The following is a 21,332-nucleotide window of genomic DNA, read 5'->3' on the forward strand; positions in this document are numbered from 1 at the left end:
CGGGAAGGCGGGCGCCGGTGGCCACCGGCGCCCGGAAACCTTCCCCGGCTGGGCCCCTTCCCGGCTGGGGCCCTTTCGGAGGGGCCGGTACGCCGCCTCGGACGGCGCTCGAACGTGGACCGTGCCATCGGCGTCGGCGGGGCCGGTCCCTGGAACCGGGGAGACAGGGCTCAGGCCGAGCCCAGGTAGGTGATGACGGCCGCCACCCGGCGGTGGGTGTCGGGGCTGTTCTCCAGGGCCAGCTTCATGAAGATCGAGTTGACGTGCTTCTCGATGGCCGAGACCGACAGATGCAGGGCGCGGGCGATGCCTCCGTTGGACAGGCCGTGTGCCATCTCCCTGAGCACGTCCAGCTCCCTGGGCGTCAGCTCCGCGGGCGGGGGGCCGCCGCGCACCCCGCGCTTGGCCAGCAGGCCCTCCACCACCTTGGGGTCGATCACCGAGCCGCCCCCGGCCACCGACCTGATCGCGCCGAGCAGCTCGTCGATGTCACCGACCCGGTCCTTGAGCAGGTACGCACGGCCCTCGGTGCCGTCCCTGAACAGGTCCAGGGCGAACATCGCGTCGGAGAACTGGGAGAGCACCACGACCCCGATGTCCCGTGAGGTGGCGCGGATGCGGTGCGCCGCGTCGATGCCCTCCATCCCCGGGCGGACGAGATCGGCCGAGCCCGGCATCCGGATGTCGGTGACCACCACGTCGGGGCGCAGTCGCCCGGCGGCGTCGAGCAGCTCGTCCGCGGTGCCCACGGCGGCCACCACCTCGATCTCACCGGAGGTCTCCAGGAGCCTGCGGGTGCCCTCGCGCACCAGGTAGTGGTCCTCGGCCAGGACGACTCTCAGTTCAGCCATGGATCGCGCACCGCCGGAAACTCGCCGTGGGGACCATGGGGAGATCCTGCCCGGTACGCGGGTGCCGTGCATATGAGGTTGCCCGCACCCCGTGGTTTCCGGAGCGTGAAAGGGAGCGGGCCCCGGCCTGTGGCAGGACGGGGCCCCTCAGAAGGTGGGGTCAGCGCGCGACGCTGGTCTTGACCTTCTTCACGAAGTACCAGCTCTTGATGCCCATGCGCTCCAGCTCGTCCCTGGAGAGGGTCTCGGCACCGGTCGGGACGTCATAGGCGTCGACACCGAGGATGGCCTGCGCGGTCCGTCCCGACTTCTTGCCGAGCTTCACGGTGATCGCCATGGCCTCGTACTCGCCGACCTTCACGACCTTGGGGTTCCAGCACCAGAGCCCGTCGTCGTAATTGTCGCACTGGGTGTTCTTGGGAGCGTAGATCGCGGTGACTTTCGAGCCCTTGGGCAGTAGGCCGCCCATGAAGAAGTAGTCGGCCGGGTGAGGGCCCTTGTTGACGGCCTTGATCTTGTAGGTGATCTTCCCGCCCGCCTTGACCTTCTTCGGCGCGGAGACGGTGACCGCGAAGGTGGAGTACGGCTCCGCCTTGACGGCCGCCGCCGGTGCCTGCGCCGAAGCGGCCGAGGAGGGGGCGGCGAGGAGCATGCCGCCGGCCAGCGGGGTGACCAGAGCAATAGCAGCGATCTTGGAGATCGGGTGGCGCATCAAACGTCTCCCAGCTGAAGAGTCAAGGGGACGCCTGGAACGTCCCATAAAGTCCGCAGCGTTTTATCACATATGGAGATGTAAAGAGAAATTATATTCTGTTACATGATTTGAACGGAACAGTTGGGTGCGGCACCGTACCGGACGACAAGGGCCCCGGCCCGCCCGTCCGGCGCGTGCCGCGTCGCCGCTCGCCAAGGCGTTTCCCGGCGTTGTGATATCCCTTGCTTTCGGTGATCACCCCTGGTCAGAAGGTGCCGGGTGAAAAGCGTGGCTAGCGGAGAACCCGGGTCTTCACCCGCACGTACTTGACGTCGGTGCCGACGTCGATGCCGTGAATGTCGAGGGTGCCCAGCCCGCCCGCGGGAACGTCGATCGAGGCCGAACCGAAATCGGCGGTCGCGGTGCCCCGGGCGCCGTTCCTCAGCCAGACCCTGACCTTGAGGGTGGCGGTCCTGCCGGGGTTCAGGGTGTCGAGCAGGCAGCCCACGTCGCGCCCCGAGACCTCGCAGTACGAGCCGGAGGGCTTGCCGACGATACGGACCTTGGAGACCTGTGAGGGAAGGTAGCCGCCGACGTAGGCGATGTCGGTGTACCACTCGCCGACGTTCTTGACCCTGAGCGTGTAGACGTACGAGTCGCCCGCCCAGGCCCTGCGCGGGTAGGAGACGGTCGTCTTCAGCGGCGCGAGCGGCTGGTCCACGACCCCCTGCGGTGCGGTGGCCAGGGAAGCCGCGGCGTTCGCGGTCCCGGGGGTGAGCAGCATGCCTCCCGCCAGGGCGATGGCGGCGAAGGCGGTCAGGTGCCGGCGCATTTCTTTACTCCAGTCGGAATTCGGTGATCCCCGTTGATTACCGGCCCAGCATGCGGGGCCCGACTTGGAAAACCCTTGTGACTGACTGGCCGGCTACCCGGTGATCAGGTGGACGTCGCCGAATTCGTGCCAGAGGTAGCCCTCTCCGAGCGCCTCCGCGTACGACCGCGAGAGCAGCTCGCGGCCGGCGATCGCCGACAGCATCAGCAGGTGGCTGGAGCGCGGCTCGTGCAGCCCGGTGAGCAGGCCGCTCACCGCCCTCACCCCGACCTCGGGGGTCACGATGTGCGAGGTCCAGCCGTCCGCGGCCCGGACCCGGCCGGTGGCCAGCGCGGCCGTCTCCAGCGCCCGGACCACGGTCGTGCCGACCGCGATCACCCGGCCGCCGGACTCGCGCGCGAGCTCCACCTGCCGCGCGGTGGCCTCGGGCACCTCGAACCGCTCCGGATAGGGCGGCTCGTCCTTCTCCGGGGACGCCACCCCCGTGTGCAGGGTGATCGGTGCGATCCCGACCCCGCGCGACACCAGGGAGGTCACCAGCCCGGTGGTGAACGGCCGCCCCGCGCTGGGCATCTCCGCGCTGCCGGGCCGGACCCCGAAAACGGTCTGGTAGTCGGCCAGCGGCCAGTCCCTGTCCACGTAGGAGTAGCGGATCGGCACGCCGTACCGGCGGAGGTAGCCCGTGACCTCGCGGTCCAGGCTCGCCCGCCACAGGCGCGGCGTCTCGCGCCCCAGCAGCCGCAGCGTCGCCCCGCCGGGCAGCGGCAGCCACTCCCCGTCCGCGCCGCCGTGGTAGGGCTCACCGGCCGTCTCCGTGCCCCCGAGGCCCCCGAGAGCTCCGGCGCCCGCGCCCGCGGAAGGGCCCCGCTCCCGGAGCCGGCGGAGCTCGACCAGCCAGGTCCCGTCCTCGCGTTCGGTGGAGAAGTGCACCGCGAGCCGGTCCAGCCGGACGGCGGCGGGGAGCGTGCCGGAGTTGTTGACCACCAGCAGGTCTCCGGGGCCGAGCAGGCCGGGGAGCTCGGCGAACGCGTGGTGGCCGACCTCTCCGGTGCCTCGGTCCGAGACCAGCAGGCGCACCCCGTCACGGGCCAGCCCCCGGGCCTCCGGCGGCTCGTGCGCCTCCAGCTCGCGCGGGAGCACGAAGTCCGCGGCCATGGCGTCCGCCGCGGGCGGGCTCGCCACCCCGCCCCGCCCGCCGGTGCCCCAGCCCCTCGTACGGTCCTCCCGCCCGCTCATCCGTGCCTCACCCGGCCGCTGTCCGGGCGGTCGGCGATCAGCCGTCGCAGGGTGGGGACGACGGTCTCCGGGCCCGGGGCCTCCGCCGCCTCCCCGGCACCGACGGCGTCGGCGAGCATGGCGGTGGACATCTCGCCCGGATCGACCCACCAGACCGCGACGTCCGGCTCCTCGACGGCCAGCACGTGGGAGAGCTGCTCCAGGGCCGCCTTGGTCGCGCCGTACCCGCCCCAGCCCTCGTACGCCTCCACCGCCGCGTCGGAGGAGATGTTCACGATCGCGCCGCGCCGTTCCCTGAGCCCGCGCAGGTTCGCCTGGATCAGCGCCAGCGGGGCCAGCACGTTGACCCGGAACAGCTCCTCAAGCGTGTCGGCCGGGTATCCGGCCAGCGGTGGCAGCGGGACCGCGCCCAGTCCCGACGCGTTGTTGACCAGCAGGTCCAGCCCGTCGTGTTCCCGTACGGCGAGCGCCAGCCGGTCGCGATGAGCGGGGTCGGCGACGTCCCCGGCCAGAGCGAGGGCGCCGAGCTCGTCCGCGGCGGCTCGCAGCGCGTCCTCGCCCCGCGCGGTGAGGATGAGCCGCCAGCCGTCGGCGGCGAGGGAACGGGCCAGTTCCAGGCCGAGGCCGCGGGAGGCGCCGGTGATCAGTGCGGTCTTCGTCATGCCTCGACGCTAGGAGCCGCCCGCCCGCCGCACATCGGTCGCCGGACCGGGCCCGGGGTGGGCTGATGGGCCTAGGACCGATGGCGTACGCGGCGGGCGCCCGCCGCCGCCTAGAGTCGGTTCGTGAGCCCCGAGAGCGAGGAGAGCGAGGACCGGGACGCCGTGCTGCACGCGGTGAGCTCGGCCGTCCTCGCGGTGACCAGGCACCTGTCGGTCCGGGAGGTGCTCCAGGTCATCGTGCGGTCGGCGCGGCGGTTGCTGGACGCCCGCTACGCCGCGCTGGGCGTGCCCGACGACCAGGGGGCGTTCGCCGAGTTCGTCGCCGAGGGCATCTCCGACGAGCAGTGGGACGCGATCGGGCCGATGCCCCGCCAGCACGGCATGCTCGGCGCCATGCTGCGCGAGGGCGCGCCGGTCCGGCTGCCCGACATCCGCAGGGACTCCAGGTTCGAGTACTGGCCGCGCGCCCATCCGGTGCTCAAGGACTTCCTCGGGGTGCCGATCCTCGACGGGGACGAGGTGCTCGGCATCATCTTCCTGTCCAACAAGCGGACCCCCGGCGGTTTCACCGAGGCCGACCAGCGGCTGCTCACCATGTTCGCCGCGCACGCCGCGATCGCCCTCACCAACGCCCGCCTGTACGAGCGGGGCCGGGAGCTCGCGCTGGTCGAGGAGCGCACCCGGATGGCCAGGGAACTGCACGACGCGGTGACCCAGAAGCTGTTCTCGCTGCGTCTCACCGCGCAGGCCGCGGCGTCGCTGGTCGTCGACGATCCCGTACGGGCGCTGCGGGAGCTCGACCGGGTGGAGCGGCTGGCGGGAGAGGCGCTGGCCGAGCTGCGCGCGGTGATCGTGGAGCTCCGCCCGGCCGAGCTCGACCGGCACGGCCTGGCCGAGACGCTCCGCAAGCACGTCCGCCTGCTCGACCGGCTCCACCCGGCCGCGTTCTCGTTCGAGGAGTCCCCGGTGTGCGAGCTCGAACCGGTGACCGAGGTGGCCGTCCTCCGGGTGGCCCAGGAGGCGCTGCACAACGCCTCCAGGCACTCGGCGGCGCGTACCGTCGCGGTCCGGCTGGGCTGTGAGGGCGGGCGCGTGTTCCTCGAGGTGAGTGACGACGGGGCCGGGTTCGACGTGACCGCCGCGGCGGGACGGGGGCTGGGCATCGCCTCGATGGGCGACAGGGCGGAATCCGTCGGCGGGAGCGTGCGGGTGAGGTCGGAGCCCGGGCGGGGCACGCTCGTCCGGATGGAGGTGCCCGGGTGATCCGTGGTGCGAGGAGAGGGGATCGCATGACCCGTGGGCCGAAGGGGTGTCCGTGCGGTCCGCCGCCCGCGGTCCGGACGGAGGTGCCCGGATGATCCGCGTCCTGATCGCCGACGACCACCCGGTCGTCCGGCAGGGCCTTCGTACCTTCCTGGCCTTGCAGGAGGACCTCGACGTGGTCGGCGAGGCCGCCGACGGCGCCGAGGCGGTCGCCCTGGTCGGGTCTCTCGCCCCTGACGTGCTGCTGCTCGACCTGAAGATGCCGGTTCTCGACGGGCTCGGCGCGCTGCTCCTGCTGGAGGAACGAGGACTGTCGCCGAGGGTGCTCGTGCTTACCTCGGTCAGCGACAGGGGCGACGTGGCCCCGGCGATGCGGGCGGGCGCGGCGGGGTTCCTCTACAAGGACGTCGAACCGGCCGCGCTCGTGCACGCGATCCGGGCGGTGCACGGTGGCCAGGTGCTGCTCGCTCCCGAGGCCGCCGAGGCGATGCTGTCGGGTCCCGGACCCGTCCCGGCCGCGCGGGAGGACGGGCGCGCGGACGTTCGGGAGAGCGGTCGCGAGGGCAGGCAGGTGGCGGCGCTGACCGACCGGGAGCGCGAGGTGCTCGCGCTGATCGCGTCGGGCCGATCCAACCGGGAGATCGCCAGGCAGCTCGCGGTGGCGGAGAAGACGGTGAAGACCCACGTCTCCAACGTGCTGATGAAGCTGGGCGTGCAGGACAGGACCCAGGCCGCCCTCTACGCGGTGCGGAACGGCCTGGCCTGACGGCGCCCGACCTGACGGTGCCCGACCTGACGGTGCCCGACCTGACAACGCCCGACCTGACAACGCCTGGCCTGGCGGTGCCCGACCCGACGGCGCCTGGCCTGACGGCGCCGGACCGGAGGGTGTCCGGTCCGGCGGTTCCTGGTCCGCGCCAGAGACCTCTGCGGCGTCAGGTCTCCTTCTTCTCCTCGCGCCGGTCCGGCGGCGGGGGCGGGGGCGGGGGAGGTGGTGGAGGTGGCGGGTTGTAACCTCCCCCGCCGCCCTTGGGTTTGGGCGGCGTGGGGTGGACGATCTTGGTTTTGACCGTCTTGAGGTAGTACCAGTTGGGGAAGGCCAGCCGCTTCCATTCCGAGCGGTTGAGGTTCTCGCCTCCGGTCGGGACGTTCCAGGTGTCGGCGCCGAGCTTGGCGACCGCGGTGCCCTTTGTCCGCTTCTTCAGCTTCACCCAGATTCGTACCGTCTCCGACTCGCCTTTCTCGAGAATCCACGGCGTCACGCACCAGAAGCCGTCGTCGTAGAAGTCGCAGTCCGTGCCCTTGGGGCCCTTGTAGTAAACGGTGTCGTTGATGCCTTTCGGCAGGACGGTCCCGCCGACGTAGAAGTAGTCGGCCTTGCTCGGCCCCCGGTTGGTGACCTTGACCTCGTACATGAACTCGCGGCCGTTCCTGACCCGTTTCGGCGCCTTCACCGAGACCTTGAACGCCGACCAGGGCCTGTCCTGCCGCACCCCGGAGGGGGCCAGAGCGCCCGCAGGGGCCGCGGGCAGGACCGCTGAGGGAGCCAGGGACGGCGCGTCCACGGTGGCGGCCGAGGCGGTGGGGACGATCGCGAGCGGAGTGATGAGGCTGAGACCTAGAAGCGTGCCGAAGCTTCGGCGCATGGGCGTCTCCGCACGAGCTAGGGGTGAGCGCAGTCACCATTTGTTTCATGAATTATGGCGTAAGCGGGATCCGCCGGAATAGTGAATGATCTACCTGAACATTAGTTGTTTGCGTATCTTTGGTTACTCGGGGGACGCCAGCGACTCATGGCTGGACAACGGGGAGGCTCACGTGCCGGACACGAACCCGCTGCGCAGGGAGGACCCCGAGTCACTGGGCGACTACCGGCTGCTCGGCCGCCTCGGCGAGGGGGCGCAGGGCGTGGTCTACGCGGGCCGGGGGCCCGACGGGGTGATGGTCGCGATCAAGCTGCTCCACCCCCGGCTGAGCGACACCGGCATGGACGGCGACCGGTTCCTCCGCGAGGTCTCCGCCGCCCGCCGGGTGGCGCCGTTCTGCACGGCCCAGGTGCTGGGCGCCCACGTGGACGGCGACCGCCCCTACATCGTGAGCGAGCTGGTCGAGGGCGTGTCCCTGCAGAGGGTCGTGCAGTCCGGGGGACCCCGGCGCGGCAACGTGCTCCACCGGCTCGCGGTCGGCACCGTGACCGCGCTGGCCGCCATCCACCGGGCGGGCATCGTGCACCGCGACTTCAAGCCCAGCAACGTGCTGCTCGGCCCCGACGGACCCCGCGTGATCGACTTCGGTATCGCCAGGGCGCTGGACTCGGCGATGACCGTGACGAGCGGCGTGGTCGGCACCCCCGCCTACATGTCGCCGGAACAGGTCTCGGGGCAACGCGTCGAGCCCTCGTCCGACATGTTCAGCTGGGCGCTGACGATGACCTTCGCCGCGACCGGGCGGCCCGCGTTCGGCCAGGACAGCGTGCCCGCGGTCATCTACAGGGTGATGAACGAGAGCCCGGACCTGTCCGCGCTCCCCGACACCCTGCGGCCGATCGTCGCCTCCTGCCTCAGCAAGCACGCCGCGGAGAGGCCCAGCGCCTCGGAGGTGCTGTTCGCGCTCCTGGAGACCCAGTCCGACGAGGCCTTCGCCGTACCGCCCGTGTCCCCGCCGTCCGCCGGCGAGCGGCCGGTCGCGAATGAGCGGTCATCCGCCGGGGAGCGGCCGGTCGCGGACGGGCGGTCATCCGCGGACGGGCGGTCATCCGCTGAGGAGCGGCCACGCGCCGAGGAGCGGCCGCCCGTCGACGAGCGGTCATCCGCCGAGGAGCGGCCACCCGCCCCCGAGACACTGTGGGTGCGGCCTTCGGGGGAGGACCCGAGGGGCGGGAGGCCCGATGCCGCTCCCGGCCGCACCCCGGGCGGCCGGGCGGGCCCTCCCGGCGACCGTCCCGGTGGCGCTCCGCACGGCGGCCCCGCGGCCCCCGGCGCCCCCCGGAGGCGTCCGGGTGCGCCGGGCGGTCCCCCGCCCGTGGCCACCCCCTTCGCCTCCCCCGCCGGACCCGCGCGCTACCCAGGCAACCTGACGCCCGTGGGCCGGCGGCCCGCTCCCTCTCCCGCACCGCCCGAGGGGGTCTACCCCCCGCCGCCACCGCGGCGTCCGGACCTCTTCGCCGGCACGGCCCCCGCGGCGCCCGGCGAGCGCGGCGCGCGGCGCAGGCGCGCCGTCCTGGTGACCGCGGTGCTCTCGGGGGCCCTGACCCTGGCCGCCGCCGCGCTGGTCGCGGTACCGAACCTGCGGGGCGATGCCGCGACCCCTGACGCCCCGCCGGCCACACGAGGCGCCCTGGCCGGTGACGGTACGCGGAGGCCACCTCCGATTCCCTCCACACCGTCCCCGGCGACCGCCTCCCAGGCTCCTCCCACGCGGGCCACGCAGGTCCCCACCGCCGTCACGCACGCTCTCACCCCCGCGCCCACGGCGAGCCTCACGACCGCCCCCACCTCCAGGCCGTCCCAGCCGCCCACCCCGCGGGCCACGGTGGTGACCTTCGACGGCCAGGACGGCAAGACGCTCAAGGGACACACCAAGGCCGTCCAGTCCCTCGCCGGCGTCAAGATCGGGAAGAGGCCCACGGTGGTCTCGGGCAGCCAGGACGGTTCGCTCGGGCTCTGGGACCCGGCCAAGCACAAGAGACTCCACCGGCTCCGCGGCCACCGGGGCGAGGTCTACGCGGTCGCCACCGTCACCTTCGGCGGCAGGCCGTACGCGGTGACCGGCGGCTACGACCACTCCGTCCGCCTGTGGAGCCTGAAGTCCCGCAAGAGCACGGCCCTGGGCCACCACCCCATCGCGGTCTTCGCCGTCGCGGCCGGCACCGTGAACGGTTCGCCGCTGGCCGTCACCGGGGACGGCGACGGCACGCTCTACTTCTGGAACCTGAAGAGCCGCAGGCTGCTCAAGACCATCTCCGCGCACCGCGACGACGTCAACTGGCTCGCCTTCGGCAAGATCGGCAAGCGGTCCGTCGTCGTGTCCGCCAGCGCCGACGAGACGCTGGGCATCTGGGACCTCGTCACCAGGAAGCGGTACGGCAAGGTCTACAAGGGGCACAGCGGGCAGGTCTTCTCGGTGGCCTTCGGCAAGCTGGGCGACCGCACCGTGATCGCCTCGGGCGGCAAGGACAAGAAGATCAGGATCTGGGACCCCACATCGTCCAAGACCGTCGGCAAGCCGCTCGGGGGCCACGGCGGCAACGTCTACTCCCTGGCGTTCGGCAAGGTCGACGGCCGCACCGTGCTGGTGTCGGGCAGTACGGACGGGACCGTCCGGCTCTGGGACCCGGCCGAGGGCAAGCCCCTCGGCAAGCCGGTCAAGGCCCACAAGGGCGGGGTCTACTCGGTGGGCGTCATGACCGTCGGCGACCGTACCCTGGCCGTCTCCGCGGGCAGGGACCGTGCCGTCAAGCTCTGGAGGCTGACCTCCGCCCGATGACCCGCCCCCGAACCGTCGCGGCCGTCAGACCAGCTCGGTGATGGCGTGGTGGGCGACCACCCGGGCCCGGCGCACCGCGCGGTCGAGCTCGCGCAGGGCCTCACCGCGTACGGCGATCTGGCCCGAGGTGAGCCCGCGGTCGTCGGCGACCCGGAGCACCGCGGCGAGGCGGGCGGCCAGGGCGGCGACCCGGTGCGCTCTGGCGGGGTATCCGGGAGCCAGGCCGTCGTCCACCATCTCCAGCCGCCGGTGGCCCTGGGCCGGGCCCTCCACGCCGAGCAGGGCGTCGGTGGCCACGCGCATGGCGCGGGTCAGCTCGTGCTCGGCCTCGGCGAGGGAGGGCAGGTCGGGGGCCGCGGTACGGGCCTCCAGCACGGTCCAGCGAACCCCGGCGTACGATGACCCGCGGCGGTCGTTTACCGGGATCAGGCCGAGGCATCTGCTGGGAAGCACGGCTGTCACCGCCTGCCCGGCCTCGATGGCCGCGGAGTTGAAAGGGGGCGGTCCGGTGAGCCCGAGTGGGTCGCCCGCGATGGGGAGGGCCAGTCGCAGCGACTTCATGCCCTCGATCCGCAGGTCGGCGAGGAACCCGCGGAGGGGGAGGTCGCCGGTCTCACCGGCGACGAGTTGGGGGCCTGCCTGCCGCTCCACGCGGTCGGCGGCCTCGTCGAGGCCGACCTGTCCGGCGAGCCAGGCATTGCCCCAGCAGACCAGGGTGGCCGAGATCGGTGAATCAGGGTGCACCGATCCACGATATGCGCTTGTCCTGCAATAGGTTTTGTTCCAGCGATTCACAAGGAGGCATAAGGGATGGGCGGTCAGGTGCTTCGGCTACAGGACGTCACCGTCCGCAGGGACGGGGCGGCCCTGCTGCGGGAGATCGACTGGACCGTTCACGAGGACGAGCGGTGGGTCGTCATCGGTCCCAACGGCGCGGGAAAGACGACGTTGCTACAGGTGGTCGGGGCGATGCTGTTCCCCACCGAGGGCATCGTCGAGATCCTGGGCGAGCGGCTCGGCCAGAGTGACGTCTTCGAACTTCGGCCCCGCATCGGGCTCGCGAGCGCCGCGCTGGCGGAGAAGGTGCCGCCGGAGGAGAAGGTCATCGACCTGGTGCTCACGGCCTCGTACGCCATCCTCGGCCGCTGGACGGAGGAGTACGACTCCCACGACGTCACGCGCGCCGTCGAGCTGATCGACCAGCTCGGCTGCGCCCACCTGATCCGGCGCCGGTTCAACACGCTGTCCGAGGGGGAGCGCAAGCGGGTCCAGATCGCCCGCGCGCTCATGCCGAACCCGGAGTTGCTGCTGCTGGACGAGCCCGCCGCGGGTCTGGACCTGGGCGGGCGCGAGGACCTGGTCCGCCGCCTGGCGACGTTCGCGCACGACCCGACCGCGCCGACCATGGTGCTGGTCACCCACCACGTGGAGGAGGTGCCCAGCGGGTTCACCCACGCGCTGCTGCTGCGGCACGGTTCCGTGGTGGCCCAGGGGCCGATCGACCAGGTGATGACCGCGGAGAACCTGTCGCGCACCTTCAGCGTCCCGCTCACCCTGGATCGGGGGCGCGACGGCCGCTGGTACGCGCGGGCGCACCAGCTCTGAGGGCGCACCGGTTTCGAGGCGGTCCCGAGACAAGACTGTTTCGGCCGTTCAAAGGCCGGTGAAGGGAAAAGCAAATATCCTGCCGGGTCAAGAGTTCCACGTCACTCGACCGCCCGGGATGGCTCATGGAATCGCTTGTCGCCGCACTCGTCGTCGTGGCCGTGGCGGCGTTCGCCGCCTATCGGACGGTTCGCGTCGTGCCGCAGGCCACGGCGGGCGTCGTGGAGCGGTTCGGGCGCTACCACAGGACGCTCGCTCCCGGGCTGAACCTCGTGGTGCCGTTCATCGACCGGATCAGGGACACGGTCGACCTTCGCGAGCAGGTCGTCGCCTTCCCGCCGCAGGCGGTCGTCACCTCCGACGACCTCGTCGTCTCCGTCGACACGGCCGTCTCCTTCCAGGTGGTCGACGCCCGCGCGGCGACCTACGAGATCGCCAACTTCCTGACCGCCGTCGAGCAGCTCACCGTGACCACCCTGCGCGACGTGGTCGGCGGGATGAGCGTGGACCGCGCGCTGGCCTCCCGCGAGGAGATCGGAGCCGAGCTGCGCGAGGCGCTCGACGCCGTCACGGGCGCGTGGGGCCTCCGCGTCGGCCGGGTCGAGCTCACGGCGATCGACCCGCCCGTCTCCGTCCAGGAGTCCATGGAGAGGCAGGCCCGCGCCGACCGCGACAGGCGGGCCGCGGTGCTCGCGGCCGAGGGGCAGAAACAGGCGGCCGTCCTCGCCGCCGAGGGCCAGCGGCAGGCCGCCGTACTGAGGGCGCGCGGCGAGGCGGAGGCCACGGTGCTCAAAGCGCGGGCCGACGCCGAGGCGAGCGCGACGCGGGCCCGGGGGGAGGCCGACGCGATCGGCGTGCTCCTACGCGCCGTCCACGAGGTCGGTCCCGGCTCGGAGCCTCTCGTCCACGCGTACCTGCGGGCACTCCGCGAGATCGCCAGGGGGGACCCCGGCAAGCCGTGGACCGTCTCGCCCGACCTGAGGCGGGTCCTCGAAAGCCTGGCGGACCTTCTCCCGGCGGAGGACGAGTCCCCGGACACGGAGAGGTCTCCGGTGAAGGAGGAGCTCTCGGACAGGGACAGGTCGCCGGTGAAGGGCGGGTCCCCGGACATGGGCAGGTCGCCGGTGAAGGGCGGATCCCACAACGTGGACAGGTTTCCGGATACGGAGAAATCCCCGGTCAGGGAGGGATTTCCGGTGAGGGACGCGCCTGTCGAGGACACCCCCGCCACCTGATGCCGTCGATCTCCTCTTACCATCCGGTGAGTGCCGTGCACCTGTACATGGGCGCGAGCCTTACCAGTGAGGGGAAGTGCATGACACCGTGGGAGGCGGTCGCGATCTTCGTGGCCGGCATCGGGGCCGGGGGCATCAACGCCGTCGTCGGTTCCGGGTCTCTGATCACGTTCCCGACGATGGTCGCGCTGGGCATGCCGCCGGTCGTCGCCAACGTCTCCAACACCGTCGGCCTGGTCCCCGGGTCGCTGACCGGCGCCCTCGGCTACCGGGTGGAGCTGAGGGGGCAGCGCCGGCGGCTGGTCAGGCTGGCGATCCCCGCGGTGGCCGGCGCGGTGGCCGGCGGGGTGCTCCTGCTCTACCTCCCCGCGAAGACGTTCGACATCGTCGTGCCCATCCTGATCGGGATGGCGTGCGTGCTGGTGGTGATCCAGCCGAGGCTCAACAGATGGCTGAGCGCCCGGCGGGAGCACGCCCACCCGCACGGCGGCCCCTGGCTCTGGGGCGGCATCCTCGCGAGCGGCGTCTACGGCGGTTACTTCGGCGCGGCCCAGGGCGTGCTGCTCATCGGGCTGATGGGCACTTTCCTCGACGACGGCCTGCAGCGGATCAACGCGGCCAAGAACGTGCTCGCGCTGCTGGTCAACGCGGCCGCCGCGCTGCTGTTCGTCGCCATCGCGGAGGTCGACTGGCTGGCGGTCCTGATGGTGGCGCTGGGCGCCGCGATCGGTGGTTTCCTCGGTGCGAAGGTCGGCAGGAGGCTGCCCGCCCTGGTGCTGCGCTGGTTCATCGTCTGCATCGGGGTGGTGGCGATAGTCAAACTGGTGTACGGGTGAACCTGCCCCCTACCGGGTACCTATATAGGTATGAAAGGTGACAAAGTCGAGGTTGTCATCGACGCAGGAGACAGTTCCCGTACCTACGAGGTCAGCGCCACCAGAGCGGGGCGCCGGGTTGAGGTGGCCAACGCCCGAGGCGGCGTCGTCGAGGTGAGCGAGGTCACCCGGAGCGGAACGGCCGTGCGCACCGCCCGCTTCATGTCCAGCCGTATTCTCGCCCTGGTCGAACACCCCGCCGACGGCAAGCCGGCATAGGCCGGGCCGGCGGCGGGCCGGTTCTCGTCACGCCCGGGTGGGACACCCGTCACGCCTGGGCGGGGCGCAGGGGCGCGGGGTCCGCGTCGCGTCCGGACGGGACACACTCGTCAGGCATGGGCGCGGAGTCCGCTTCGCGCTCGGACGGGACACACTCGTCAGGCCTGGGCGCGGAGTCCGCTTCGCGCTCGGACGGGACACGCCCGTCAAGCCTGGGCGCAGGGTCCGCGTCGCGCCCGGGTCGCCGGACGGACGCGGCTCACCCCGCACCGGAGATCCCCGCGGGATCCGGTCACATCTGGGCGGGACGGACCTGGAGCACGCCGTCGCGGCGGACCCGGGTTTCGAAGGACGGCTGGGGAGCGGTGGCCGGGCCGTGCACGACTGCCCCGTCGGAGAGCCTGAAGGTGCTCCCGTGCCACGGGCAGACCACGCAGGCGGTCCCCTCCTCCGAGATCAGGCGCCCCTGGTGGAGCGGGCCCGCCAGATGGGCACACTGGTCGGCGAGCACCGTGACACCGGCGCCGACGCGCAGTACGAACAGGTCGATGTAGCCGAGACGCCGCGTCACCGGGCGCCCGTCGGGCAGGTCGCCGATCTCGCACAGGTCGTGCCAGCCCAGCGGGACCAGATGGGCGACGGACTCGGCGTGGTTGGCCCCGGCCGCCTGCCGGTAGGCCAGGTGGCCGCCGAGGTAGCCGCCCACGCTCGCGGCGCCCAGCCCGGCGAACGACAGGATCCGCCCGGTCCGGTCACGCCCGGCCAGCCGGAACACCAGCGAACCGGCGTAGAGCCCGAGGGCGGTCAGGTTGGCGATCGCGTGCACGAACCCCACCCGCTGCTGCTCGCGGTGGAGCGCGGACCAGTCGGTGACGCCCGCCGCCACCGCGGGCATCGCGGTGGCGAGCCCTCCGGCGACCAGCACCCGCGACGCCCGCGGGTCGTAGCGGGTCACGTCCAGCACCGCCGTCGCCGCCCAGAGCCCCAGGCTGAGGTTGGCGAGCGGCGGATGGAGTGGTTTGCCGGTCGGCACCCCGTGCAGCAGGTCGCGTAGCGGCCCGGGACCGATCCGCTGACGTACGGCCTTGGCGAGTATGCGGATCGGCCTGTCGGCCCTGGGCGAGCGCTCGATACGATCGGTGAGCTCGACCCCGGGCACCAGACGTCTGAAGGTCCGGCGCCCTGTTTTGACGGTTTCCTTCACCATCGCCCCCTTCTCAACCCATAGGGACCTACCCGAGAACGGCGTTATGCACGCGCCAAATGTCCTCGGCTGACGGAGAGGGCGATGATCTCGGTGGCGTAGGCGCCCAGTGTCGCCGACCCCTCCTCGATGATTTTCACCTTTTCCAGCACCTGCTCGGCCGTCACCTTGTACAGCGACCAGGTGCCGCCCTCGTTGTGGTGGTTCGCCATGATGGGCGCGATCCGGTCGAGGGCCTTGGCGAACCTGGCCTCCGGTGTCCTGCGTTCCTCGAACTCGTCCCAGAGCTCGCGCAACCGCGCGGCCTGGTCGCAGGGGAGCAGCCCGAAGATCCGGTCGGCGGCCTTGCGCTCGATGGCCGGCTGGGCCTCGACGGCCGAGTCGTCGTAGATGAACGTGTCGCCCGCGTCGATCTCGACGATGTCGTGGACGAGCAGCATCGCGACGACCCTGTCGAGGTCGGTGCCCGGTGGTGCGTGCTCGGCCAAGACCATCGCCAGCATGCCCACGTACCAGGAGTGCTCGGCGTCGTTCTCCCGCCGCGACCCGTCCATGAGGGTGTTGCGGCGGACGATGCGTCTGAGCTTGTCGATCTCCATGGCGAAGGTGAGCTGAGCGTGCAGACGGTCCGGTGCTGGAGGGGTGGTCACGCGCGCAAGCCTAATGCGCGTCGATCCCGCTTTTCCGAGCGATCATGGGATCACGCCCGGCCGAGGGTGACGGGAACCCCGTTGAACACGGCGTTTCCCGAGGGCGCGTCCACGACGGAATCATCTGTCAGCGTGTTCGCGTTCACCCCCGCGTGCTTGGCGGCCACCGGTTGCGAGGTGCCCGAGTGCCCCCACCCGTGGGGCAGGCTCACCACCCCCGGCATGATCGTGTCGGTCGGCTCCAGCGGCACGACCAGCTCGCCCGCGGCCGAGCGCACCACGGCGTGCTCGCCCAGCCCGAGCCTGCTCACGTCGTCCGGGTTGATCTGCAGGGTGCACCGGTTGGTCCCGCCGACCAGCGGTTCCACGTTGTGCAGCCAGCTGTTGTTGGAACGCAGGTGGCGCCGCCCGATCAGCACGATCTCCGCGGGCGGGACGGCGAGCCGCCCGCGCAGCCGCGCGGCGTCCTCGACCAGTCGCGGCGGGGCCAGCTCCACCCGCCCCGAGGCCGTACGGACGATCTCCGCCAGCCGAGGCTCCAGCGGGCCCAGGTCGATGCCGTGCGGGTTCGCCAGCAGGGTGGCCAGGGAGAGGCCGTACGGGCCGAGCCTGAGCATGGCGTCCAGCCGCCGCTCGGCTCCGCTGTCGCCGTCCAGGGAGGCGCGCAGCTCGGCCGGGTCCGCGCCCTCCGCCGGGGAGCCGGGCGTCTCGACGGCCCTGCGGAGCATCTGGTCGAGGATCAGCTCGTCGAGCGCGGCCGGATCGGCGTCCGCGCCCTGTCCCGAGGCGATCATCGCCAGCCGCGCCATGATCTCGGCCTCCGAGGGGCGTCCCGGCTCCAGCGGCAGGACGGGCGGGGAGAATCTCGCGTAGTTGCGGACCGCGAAGGCCAGCAGCGACAGGTCGTAGTGCGGCGACTGCATCACGCGCGGCGGCGGCAGGATGACGTTCGCGTGCCGGGTCGTCTCGTTCAGGTACGGGTCCACGCAGACCATGAACTCCAGGTCGCGGAAGGCCCGGTCCAGCCGGGGCCCGCCCGGTGCCGACAGCACCGGGTTGCCGGCCACCGTGACCAGTCCCCTGACCTGTCCCTCACCCGGCGTCTCGATCTCGTCGGCGAGGGTGGCCACCGGGATCTCGCCGTTCGCCTCCGGCAGCCCCCGGACGCGGCTGTGCCAGCGTCCCGTGGTGTACGGCTTTCTCCGGCGGCCGTTCTCCACGGCGGGTTTGGCGAACATGACCCCGCCGGGACGGTCGAAGTTGCCGGTCAGGACGTTGACGACGTCGACCAGCCACTGCGCGACGGTGCCGAACTCCGCGGTGCAGGTGCCGATGCGGGCGTAGACGGCGGCCGTGGGGGCCGCGGCCAGCTCGCGCGCCAGCCGTGCGATCTCCCCGGCGGGCACCCCGCACATCGGGGCGACCACCTCGGGGGCGAAGTCCTCCGCCAGCCGTCCGACCTCGTCCAGCCCGTTGACCCCGACACCGCCGATGTCGGCGCCGATCGAGGTGAGGTTCTCGGCGAGAAGGGTGTGGACGATGCCGAACAACAGGTAGGCGTCCGTGCCGGGGCGTACGAAAAGGTGCTCGTCGGCGAGGGCGGCGGTGCGGGTGCGGCGCGGGTCGACGACCACGAGCCTGCCGCCGCGCCCGCGCAGCGCCTTGAGGCGGCCGGGGAAGTCGGGGGCGGTGCAGAGCGAGCCGTTGGACTCCAGCGGGTTGGCGCCGAGCATCAGCAGGTAGTCGGTGCGGTCCAGGTCGGGCACCGCGATGGCCAGTGGGTCGCCGAGCATCAGGCCGCAGGAGACGTGCTTGGGCATCTGGTCGGCGGTGCTCGCGGAGAAGACGTTGCGGGTGCCGAGGGCGCGGATCAGGGCCCCGCCGTACAGGGCGCCGGCCATGGAGTGGGCGTTCGGATTGCCGAGGTAGACGGCGAGAGACTGGCGGCCGTGAGCGTCGATCACGCCCGCGAGCCCCTTCGCGACCGTGCGGAACGCCTCGTCCCAGGACGCCTCGCGCCACTCGTCGCCCGCCCGGATCATCGGGACGCCCAGCCGGTCCGGGTCCTCGTCGAGGTGGCCCAGGGTCGCGCCCTTGGGGCAGATGAACCCCTTGGAGAAGGGGTCGTCCCGGTCGCCCTTGACCGAGGTGACGTGCCCGGCGTCGTCGAGGGTGAGCCGGAGACCGCAGACGGCCTCGCAGAGGGGGCAGGTCCGGTGCGCTGTTCTCATCGGCACTCCTGAGTTCGGCGAGTGAACTCATCATGGCCGCCGTCCGGGCCGCGGGGAAGCCCCAGAGCGCGAACTCCGGGCCGCCGGGAATTCCTGGAACGTCGATTCCGGACCATGGGGAAGCCCCGGAGTGCTGGGACTCCGGGGCTTCCCGTTGTGCGATCCTCTGGATTCACGCGGCCTGTCGACGCCGGTCGGGAAGCTCGCCGGGCGGCTCGCCGGGCAGGGGGAGCGGGGTGGCGGGCTTCCCCGCCGGGCTCGGGTCGGGCTCCTCCCGCGCGGACCGGCCGGCCCGCAGGTTCACCCAGTTCGCCCGCCCGTAGAACCGGTCGAGACCCACCGGGGGGCCGGCTGCCCCGTCCCCGCGGACGATCTCGACGGTCAGCAGGTTCGCCCACCTGCCGTGCCGGCAGACCACGGCGTCGCGGGCGTAGCACGCCGCCGCGATCTCGGCGGAGAAGGCGTCGAAGTCCTCGGCGCGGGTTCCGGCCCTGGCGAGGACGAGCGCCTTCTCCCCCGCGGCGGAGGGGGTGATCCACAGGACCAGCGGCAGCCGGCCCGAGCGGGTGTGTATCCCGGTCTCCGCGCACGCCCGCTGGATGCGGTGCCGGGAGACCAGGCACCACGCGTGTGCCGTCACCCAGCTCCTCCAGAAGCCGGAGCCGACGAGGGCACCGGCGGTGCCCGCCAGAACGAGAAACGGCCACCAGTCGCCCTCCCAGAGCGAGAGGACCACGGTGACCAGGAGGAACAGGGCGCCGGTGAGCAGGATGATCTCCGTCCGCCAGCGCCACAGCCGGACGAGGAGGCCCGCCCTGCCGGGAGGCCGGCCGCCGCAGCCGCCGTAGCCGCCGTAGCGGTCGTGGCGGAGGTCACGCCGCGACATCACCGCCCACCCCCTCGTCGCGGACGGGCGCCAGGGCGAGTGCGGGAGCGGCGGTCCGCTCGGCCTTGAGAAGGTCGAACCGGGGCTCGCGGTAGTGCCTGGACCCGAAACCGGTCCTGGTCACGGTCCAGCCGAGCCGGTAGGCCCATTCATCCTGATCCATGTAGAGCTCTCGGTCGGTCACATAGATCACATCAAGGATGAAGGTCTTGATTCCGTGGGTTCTGTTGGTACGGTGGAAGGACATAGGAGACTCCCTTCGTGGCTTTGACGCGGAGTTCTTGTGCCAACCGGGTCGGTGGCCGCCGGCCCGGTGTTTTTTGTGCCCGATCAGGGCACTCTCTTTGGTGCGTGCGACTCTGGGCCGTCGCCGGCCTTCGATTTCCGTGCTCCCCCTGCCGACCTCCCCGCGTCAACTCCGTTTCGTCGAAGACGGCACCGTTGCCGAACAACCACGTGCCTGTCCCGCACCACGCGGCTCACGAATGTCCTCGAAGACGCTCCACCGGATGATCACCGGTGGCTCCCCCGATCTTTCGAGAAGCTTCCTGTTCTGATAGTCGCTCAGCATAGATTTGGCTGCAAGGCTTGCCGTAAGGAAAAAAGCAATAAACTTCCACACATGCACTGCAAGTATCTGTGTAATTTGCACTATCATTCGTCAGGTTCCTGTTGAGGCCGTGACGCACGCCCGCCCGTCATGGTGAGGAGGTCGTGATGCCGCAACGTGGCAGTCCAGCGCTCCGCCGGCGTCGGCTGGGTCTGGAGTTACGCAGGCTTCGCGAGAGCCGTCACCTGACCGGCGACGAGGTGTCCAGCCGCCTGAAGTGGTCGACGGCCAAGGTCAGCCGTATCGAGACCGCCAGGACGCTGGCCAAGGAGGCCGACGTCGAGGCGCTCATCGAGCTGTACGAGGTCGACGAACCTCTCCAGGCGATTCTGGTCGCGTTACGGCACGACGCCGCCCAGAAGGGGTGGTGGGAGAAGTATCGAAGCTCCGTTCCCGATGACTACATCACGCTCATCGGAATGGAGGCGGAGGCCACGGTCGTACGAGACTGGGAACCCCAGATCATCCCCGGCCTTCTCCAGACAGAGGATTACGTCCGGTCCGTCGCCTCGGCGAACCAGCATGCCAGCCAGGTTCCGCCGAGCTGGCTCCAGGACCGGGTCGAGATACGGATGACACGGCAGCGGACCCTGCTGCACGGCCCCGATCCGCTGACCTTCATGAGCGTCTTCCACGAGTCCGTGCTGAGGAACCAGTACGGTGACGCCCGCGTCATGCGGGACCAGTTCGCGCACCTGATCGAGGTCTCGAAGCTGGAACACGTGGAAATGCGAATTCTTCCCCAGGACGTTCCGCCGCCGGTGTCCACGGGTGCGTTCCTGCACCTGGCCTTTCCCGACTTCCCGGACGTCGTCTACATGGAATCCCTCTTCGGGGGAAGATTCGTGGAGGAGGCGGAAATGGTCTACGGCTACGAGCTGGCCTTCGGCCATCTGGTGGAGCGTGCGCTCGACGAGGTGGCGTCACAGGAGCTGATCAAAAAGACAATCGACTACTGGAACAAGTAGCGACGGCGGGATTTCCGCTGTTGTTATTTTGTCATTTTCGGAAAGAATGATGAACGCGAATAGTCACAACGATGTGATCTGGAAGAAGAGTGCGCGAAGCGGCACCAACGGCAACTGCGTCGAGGTGGCTTCGCTGGGTGGCGGACACATGGGAGTCCGCGACAGCAAGAATCCGTCCGGTCCCGTCCTGTCCTTCACTCCCGATGAGTGGAAGGCCTTTGTCGAGGGCGTGAGGGACGGAGAGTTCGACCTGTAAGCGGAAGCGGCCCCCGGCGCTCACTGAGGAGCACGGGAGCCGCCCACCGGGATTAACGCGAACCTCTGATTTCTCGACCGCCGGATGGATTGACGGCCCGCCGGCGATCCCGGGGAATCATCGCACATCGAGGCACCGCGGCGGCCTTCGCGCCGGGGGCGATGGTCACTCTTTAATGTCTTGTAAGTTCCCGATTGCACCTTCATCCTTAAAGTGCCTCGCGGCGTCCTGTGAGGGAAAGGTGGCGTTGTGTCTGATATGCACCTATCTGCAGCCTTGTGGCGGAAGAGTTCGTTCAGTGCCGCGAGCGGCAACTGTGTCGAGGTGGCTCACCTGCCCGGGCGAGGATTCGCGGTCAGGGACAGCAAGGACGGGGACGGACCGGTGCTGGTCTTCGGCGGGCCAGGGTGGACCGCGTTCGTCGCGGCGGTGAAGGGCGGGGCACTCGATCTCTGAGCGGCCGTCCTTCCAGGACCGGGGGCCTGCCCAACGGCGGGACGGCCCCCTTTCGCGTCCCTGCGGACAGCCGGGGCGGCCGGGGACGACGGGTGACGGACCGGGGCACCGGGG

The 21,332-nt window shown here is 71.1% G+C and carries 22 protein-coding genes; 10 read left to right on the plus strand and 12 right to left on the minus strand.

The features are described from left to right. Positions 1-170: 170 nt before the first annotated feature. The 5 genes from ACTOQ1_RS15970 to ACTOQ1_RS15990 form a co-directional block, all read right to left on the minus strand. Entirely contained in the window at positions 171-851 is a 681-nt protein-coding gene (locus ACTOQ1_RS15970) for a response regulator transcription factor (protein ID WP_362689997.1), read from the minus strand. Between the two features lie 160 nt (positions 852-1,011). Next, entirely contained in the window at positions 1,012-1,563 is a 552-nt protein-coding gene (locus ACTOQ1_RS15975) for a hypothetical protein (protein ID WP_440067860.1), read from the minus strand. A gap of 274 nt (positions 1,564-1,837) precedes the next feature. Further along, positions 1,838-2,377, minus strand: a complete 540-nt coding sequence (locus tag ACTOQ1_RS15980; RefSeq protein ID WP_440067862.1) for a hypothetical protein — start codon at positions 2,375-2,377, stop codon at positions 1,838-1,840. A gap of 93 nt (positions 2,378-2,470) precedes the next feature. Next, the gene (locus tag ACTOQ1_RS15985; protein WP_440067864.1) at positions 2,471-3,613 is read right to left on the minus strand and encodes an S-adenosylmethionine:tRNA ribosyltransferase-isomerase; all 1,143 of its coding nucleotides are present in this window, start codon (positions 3,611-3,613) and stop codon (positions 2,471-2,473) included. Next, positions 3,610-4,275: an SDR family NAD(P)-dependent oxidoreductase gene (locus tag ACTOQ1_RS15990; RefSeq protein WP_440067866.1), complete on the minus strand. Its 666-nt coding sequence runs from the start codon at positions 4,273-4,275 to the stop codon at positions 3,610-3,612. Before ACTOQ1_RS15990 ends, ACTOQ1_RS15985 begins: the two co-directional genes overlap by 4 nt. A gap of 123 nt (positions 4,276-4,398) precedes the next feature. Here ACTOQ1_RS15990 and ACTOQ1_RS15995 point away from each other — a divergent pair, with 123 nt between their 5' ends. Further along, positions 4,399-5,538, plus strand: a complete 1,140-nt coding sequence (locus tag ACTOQ1_RS15995) for a GAF domain-containing sensor histidine kinase (RefSeq protein WP_440067868.1) — start codon at positions 4,399-4,401, stop codon at positions 5,536-5,538. 91 nt (positions 5,539-5,629) lie between these two features. Then, positions 5,630-6,304 carry a response regulator gene (locus ACTOQ1_RS16000; protein ID WP_440067870.1) on the plus strand — a complete coding sequence of 225 codons (675 nt, stop codon included), beginning with the start codon at positions 5,630-5,632 and terminating at the stop codon, positions 6,302-6,304. A 169-nt stretch (positions 6,305-6,473) separates the two neighbouring features. Here ACTOQ1_RS16000 and ACTOQ1_RS16005 read toward each other — a convergent pair whose 3' ends face one another. Further along, positions 6,474-7,184 carry a hypothetical protein gene (locus ACTOQ1_RS16005; RefSeq protein ID WP_440067872.1) on the minus strand — a complete coding sequence of 237 codons (711 nt, stop codon included), beginning with the start codon at positions 7,182-7,184 and terminating at the stop codon, positions 6,474-6,476. Between the two features lie 172 nt (positions 7,185-7,356). On the opposite strand from ACTOQ1_RS16005, the gene ACTOQ1_RS16010 reads away from it, so the two are divergent. Then, positions 7,357-10,023 (plus strand): protein kinase domain-containing protein, encoded by a 2,667-nt coding sequence (locus tag ACTOQ1_RS16010; RefSeq protein ID WP_440067874.1) that lies wholly within the window; start codon positions 7,357-7,359, stop codon positions 10,021-10,023. Positions 10,024-10,047: 24 nt separating this feature from the next. Here the strand turns inward: ACTOQ1_RS16010 and ACTOQ1_RS16015 are convergent, their stop codons facing one another. Next, complete coding sequence (locus tag ACTOQ1_RS16015; protein ID WP_440067876.1) at positions 10,048-10,767, minus strand: hypothetical protein; 720 nt, start codon at positions 10,765-10,767, stop codon at positions 10,048-10,050. Positions 10,768-10,833: 66 nt separating this feature from the next. On the opposite strand from ACTOQ1_RS16015, the gene ACTOQ1_RS16020 reads away from it, so the two are divergent. From ACTOQ1_RS16020 to ACTOQ1_RS16035, 4 genes are all read left to right on the plus strand, one after another. Continuing rightward, a complete protein-coding gene (locus tag ACTOQ1_RS16020; RefSeq protein WP_440067878.1) occupies positions 10,834-11,628 on the plus strand; it encodes an ABC transporter ATP-binding protein in 795 nt (264 codons plus the stop codon). 125 nt (positions 11,629-11,753) lie between these two features. After that, positions 11,754-12,863 (plus strand): SPFH domain-containing protein, encoded by a 1,110-nt coding sequence (locus ACTOQ1_RS16025; RefSeq protein ID WP_440067880.1) that lies wholly within the window; start codon positions 11,754-11,756, stop codon positions 12,861-12,863. Between the two features lie 80 nt (positions 12,864-12,943). Then, positions 12,944-13,699, plus strand: a complete 756-nt coding sequence (locus ACTOQ1_RS16030; RefSeq protein ID WP_440067882.1) for a sulfite exporter TauE/SafE family protein — start codon at positions 12,944-12,946, stop codon at positions 13,697-13,699. 30 nt (positions 13,700-13,729) lie between these two features. Next, complete coding sequence (locus ACTOQ1_RS16035) at positions 13,730-13,957, plus strand: hypothetical protein (protein ID WP_329088968.1); 228 nt, start codon at positions 13,730-13,732, stop codon at positions 13,955-13,957. A 292-nt stretch (positions 13,958-14,249) separates the two neighbouring features. Here the strand turns inward: ACTOQ1_RS16035 and ACTOQ1_RS16040 are convergent, their stop codons facing one another. The 5 genes from ACTOQ1_RS16040 to ACTOQ1_RS16060 all read right to left on the minus strand — a co-directional run bounded on the left by ACTOQ1_RS16040 (position 14,250) and on the right by ACTOQ1_RS16060 (position 19,175). Then, positions 14,250-15,164: a Rieske 2Fe-2S domain-containing protein gene (locus ACTOQ1_RS16040; RefSeq protein ID WP_362690036.1), complete on the minus strand. Its 915-nt coding sequence runs from the start codon at positions 15,162-15,164 to the stop codon at positions 14,250-14,252. A 41-nt stretch (positions 15,165-15,205) separates the two neighbouring features. After that, positions 15,206-15,760, minus strand: coding sequence for an HD domain-containing protein (locus ACTOQ1_RS16045; protein WP_440068140.1), 555 nt, complete (start codon positions 15,758-15,760; stop codon positions 15,206-15,208). Positions 15,761-15,861: 101 nt separating this feature from the next. Beyond that, complete coding sequence (locus tag ACTOQ1_RS16050) at positions 15,862-18,042, minus strand: molybdopterin-dependent oxidoreductase (RefSeq protein WP_440067884.1); 2,181 nt, start codon at positions 18,040-18,042, stop codon at positions 15,862-15,864. 172 nt (positions 18,043-18,214) lie between these two features. Continuing rightward, the gene (locus tag ACTOQ1_RS16055; protein WP_440067886.1) at positions 18,215-18,928 is read right to left on the minus strand and encodes a hypothetical protein; all 714 of its coding nucleotides are present in this window, start codon (positions 18,926-18,928) and stop codon (positions 18,215-18,217) included. Further along, positions 18,915-19,175, minus strand: a complete 261-nt coding sequence (locus ACTOQ1_RS16060; protein WP_440067887.1) for a hypothetical protein — start codon at positions 19,173-19,175, stop codon at positions 18,915-18,917. Before ACTOQ1_RS16060 ends, ACTOQ1_RS16055 begins: the two co-directional genes overlap by 14 nt. A 470-nt stretch (positions 19,176-19,645) precedes the next feature. Between ACTOQ1_RS16060 and ACTOQ1_RS16065 the strand changes: the two genes are divergently transcribed. The 3 genes from ACTOQ1_RS16065 (at position 19,646) to ACTOQ1_RS16075 (ending at position 21,218) form a co-directional block, all read left to right on the plus strand. Next, positions 19,646-20,506 (plus strand): helix-turn-helix domain-containing protein, encoded by an 861-nt coding sequence (locus ACTOQ1_RS16065; RefSeq protein ID WP_440067889.1) that lies wholly within the window; start codon positions 19,646-19,648, stop codon positions 20,504-20,506. 73 nt (positions 20,507-20,579) lie between these two features. After that, positions 20,580-20,762, plus strand: coding sequence for a DUF397 domain-containing protein (locus ACTOQ1_RS16070; RefSeq protein WP_440067891.1), 183 nt, complete (start codon positions 20,580-20,582; stop codon positions 20,760-20,762). A gap of 258 nt (positions 20,763-21,020) precedes the next feature. Further along, positions 21,021-21,218 carry a DUF397 domain-containing protein gene (locus ACTOQ1_RS16075; RefSeq protein WP_440067893.1) on the plus strand — a complete coding sequence of 66 codons (198 nt, stop codon included), beginning with the start codon at positions 21,021-21,023 and terminating at the stop codon, positions 21,216-21,218. Positions 21,219-21,332: the final 114 nt, after the last annotated feature.

This window comes from Streptosporangium sp. OZ121 (genome assembly GCF_051918885.1).
In the GTDB taxonomy this organism is placed as follows: domain Bacteria; phylum Actinomycetota; class Actinomycetes; order Streptosporangiales; family Streptosporangiaceae; genus Streptosporangium.

Bases quoted from the DNA above. Each gene is read 5' to 3' on its own strand.
- ACTOQ1_RS15970 (WP_362689997.1), bottom strand. From the start codon at position 851: ATGGCTGAACTGAGAGTCGTCCTGGCCGAGGACCACTACCTGGTGCGC.
- ACTOQ1_RS15975 (WP_440067860.1), bottom strand. From the start codon at position 1,563: ATGCGCCACCCGATCTCCAAGATCGCTGCTATTGCTCTGGTCACCCCG.
- ACTOQ1_RS15980 (WP_440067862.1), bottom strand. From the start codon at position 2,377: ATGCGCCGGCACCTGACCGCCTTCGCCGCCATCGCCCTGGCGGGAGGC.
- ACTOQ1_RS15985 (WP_440067864.1), bottom strand. From the start codon at position 3,613: ATGAGCGGGCGGGAGGACCGTACGAGGGGCTGGGGCACCGGCGGGCGG.
- ACTOQ1_RS15990 (WP_440067866.1), bottom strand. From the start codon at position 4,275: ATGACGAAGACCGCACTGATCACCGGCGCCTCCCGCGGCCTCGGCCTG.
- ACTOQ1_RS16000 (WP_440067870.1), top strand. From the start codon at position 5,630: ATGATCCGCGTCCTGATCGCCGACGACCACCCGGTCGTCCGGCAGGGC.
- ACTOQ1_RS16005 (WP_440067872.1), bottom strand. From the start codon at position 7,184: ATGCGCCGAAGCTTCGGCACGCTTCTAGGTCTCAGCCTCATCACTCCG.
- ACTOQ1_RS16020 (WP_440067878.1), top strand. From the start codon at position 10,834: ATGGGCGGTCAGGTGCTTCGGCTACAGGACGTCACCGTCCGCAGGGAC.
- ACTOQ1_RS16025 (WP_440067880.1), top strand. From the start codon at position 11,754: ATGGAATCGCTTGTCGCCGCACTCGTCGTCGTGGCCGTGGCGGCGTTC.
- ACTOQ1_RS16030 (WP_440067882.1), top strand. From the start codon at position 12,944: ATGACACCGTGGGAGGCGGTCGCGATCTTCGTGGCCGGCATCGGGGCC.
- ACTOQ1_RS16035 (WP_329088968.1), top strand. From the start codon at position 13,730: ATGAAAGGTGACAAAGTCGAGGTTGTCATCGACGCAGGAGACAGTTCC.
- ACTOQ1_RS16040 (WP_362690036.1), bottom strand. From the start codon at position 15,164: ATGGTGAAGGAAACCGTCAAAACAGGGCGCCGGACCTTCAGACGTCTG.
- ACTOQ1_RS16045 (WP_440068140.1), bottom strand. From the start codon at position 15,760: ATGGAGATCGACAAGCTCAGACGCATCGTCCGCCGCAACACCCTCATG.
- ACTOQ1_RS16050 (WP_440067884.1), bottom strand. From the start codon at position 18,042: ATGAGAACAGCGCACCGGACCTGCCCCCTCTGCGAGGCCGTCTGCGGT.
- ACTOQ1_RS16055 (WP_440067886.1), bottom strand. From the start codon at position 18,928: ATGTCGCGGCGTGACCTCCGCCACGACCGCTACGGCGGCTACGGCGGC.
- ACTOQ1_RS16060 (WP_440067887.1), bottom strand. From the start codon at position 19,175: ATGTCCTTCCACCGTACCAACAGAACCCACGGAATCAAGACCTTCATC.
- ACTOQ1_RS16065 (WP_440067889.1), top strand. From the start codon at position 19,646: ATGCCGCAACGTGGCAGTCCAGCGCTCCGCCGGCGTCGGCTGGGTCTG.
- ACTOQ1_RS16075 (WP_440067893.1), top strand. From the start codon at position 21,021: ATGCACCTATCTGCAGCCTTGTGGCGGAAGAGTTCGTTCAGTGCCGCG.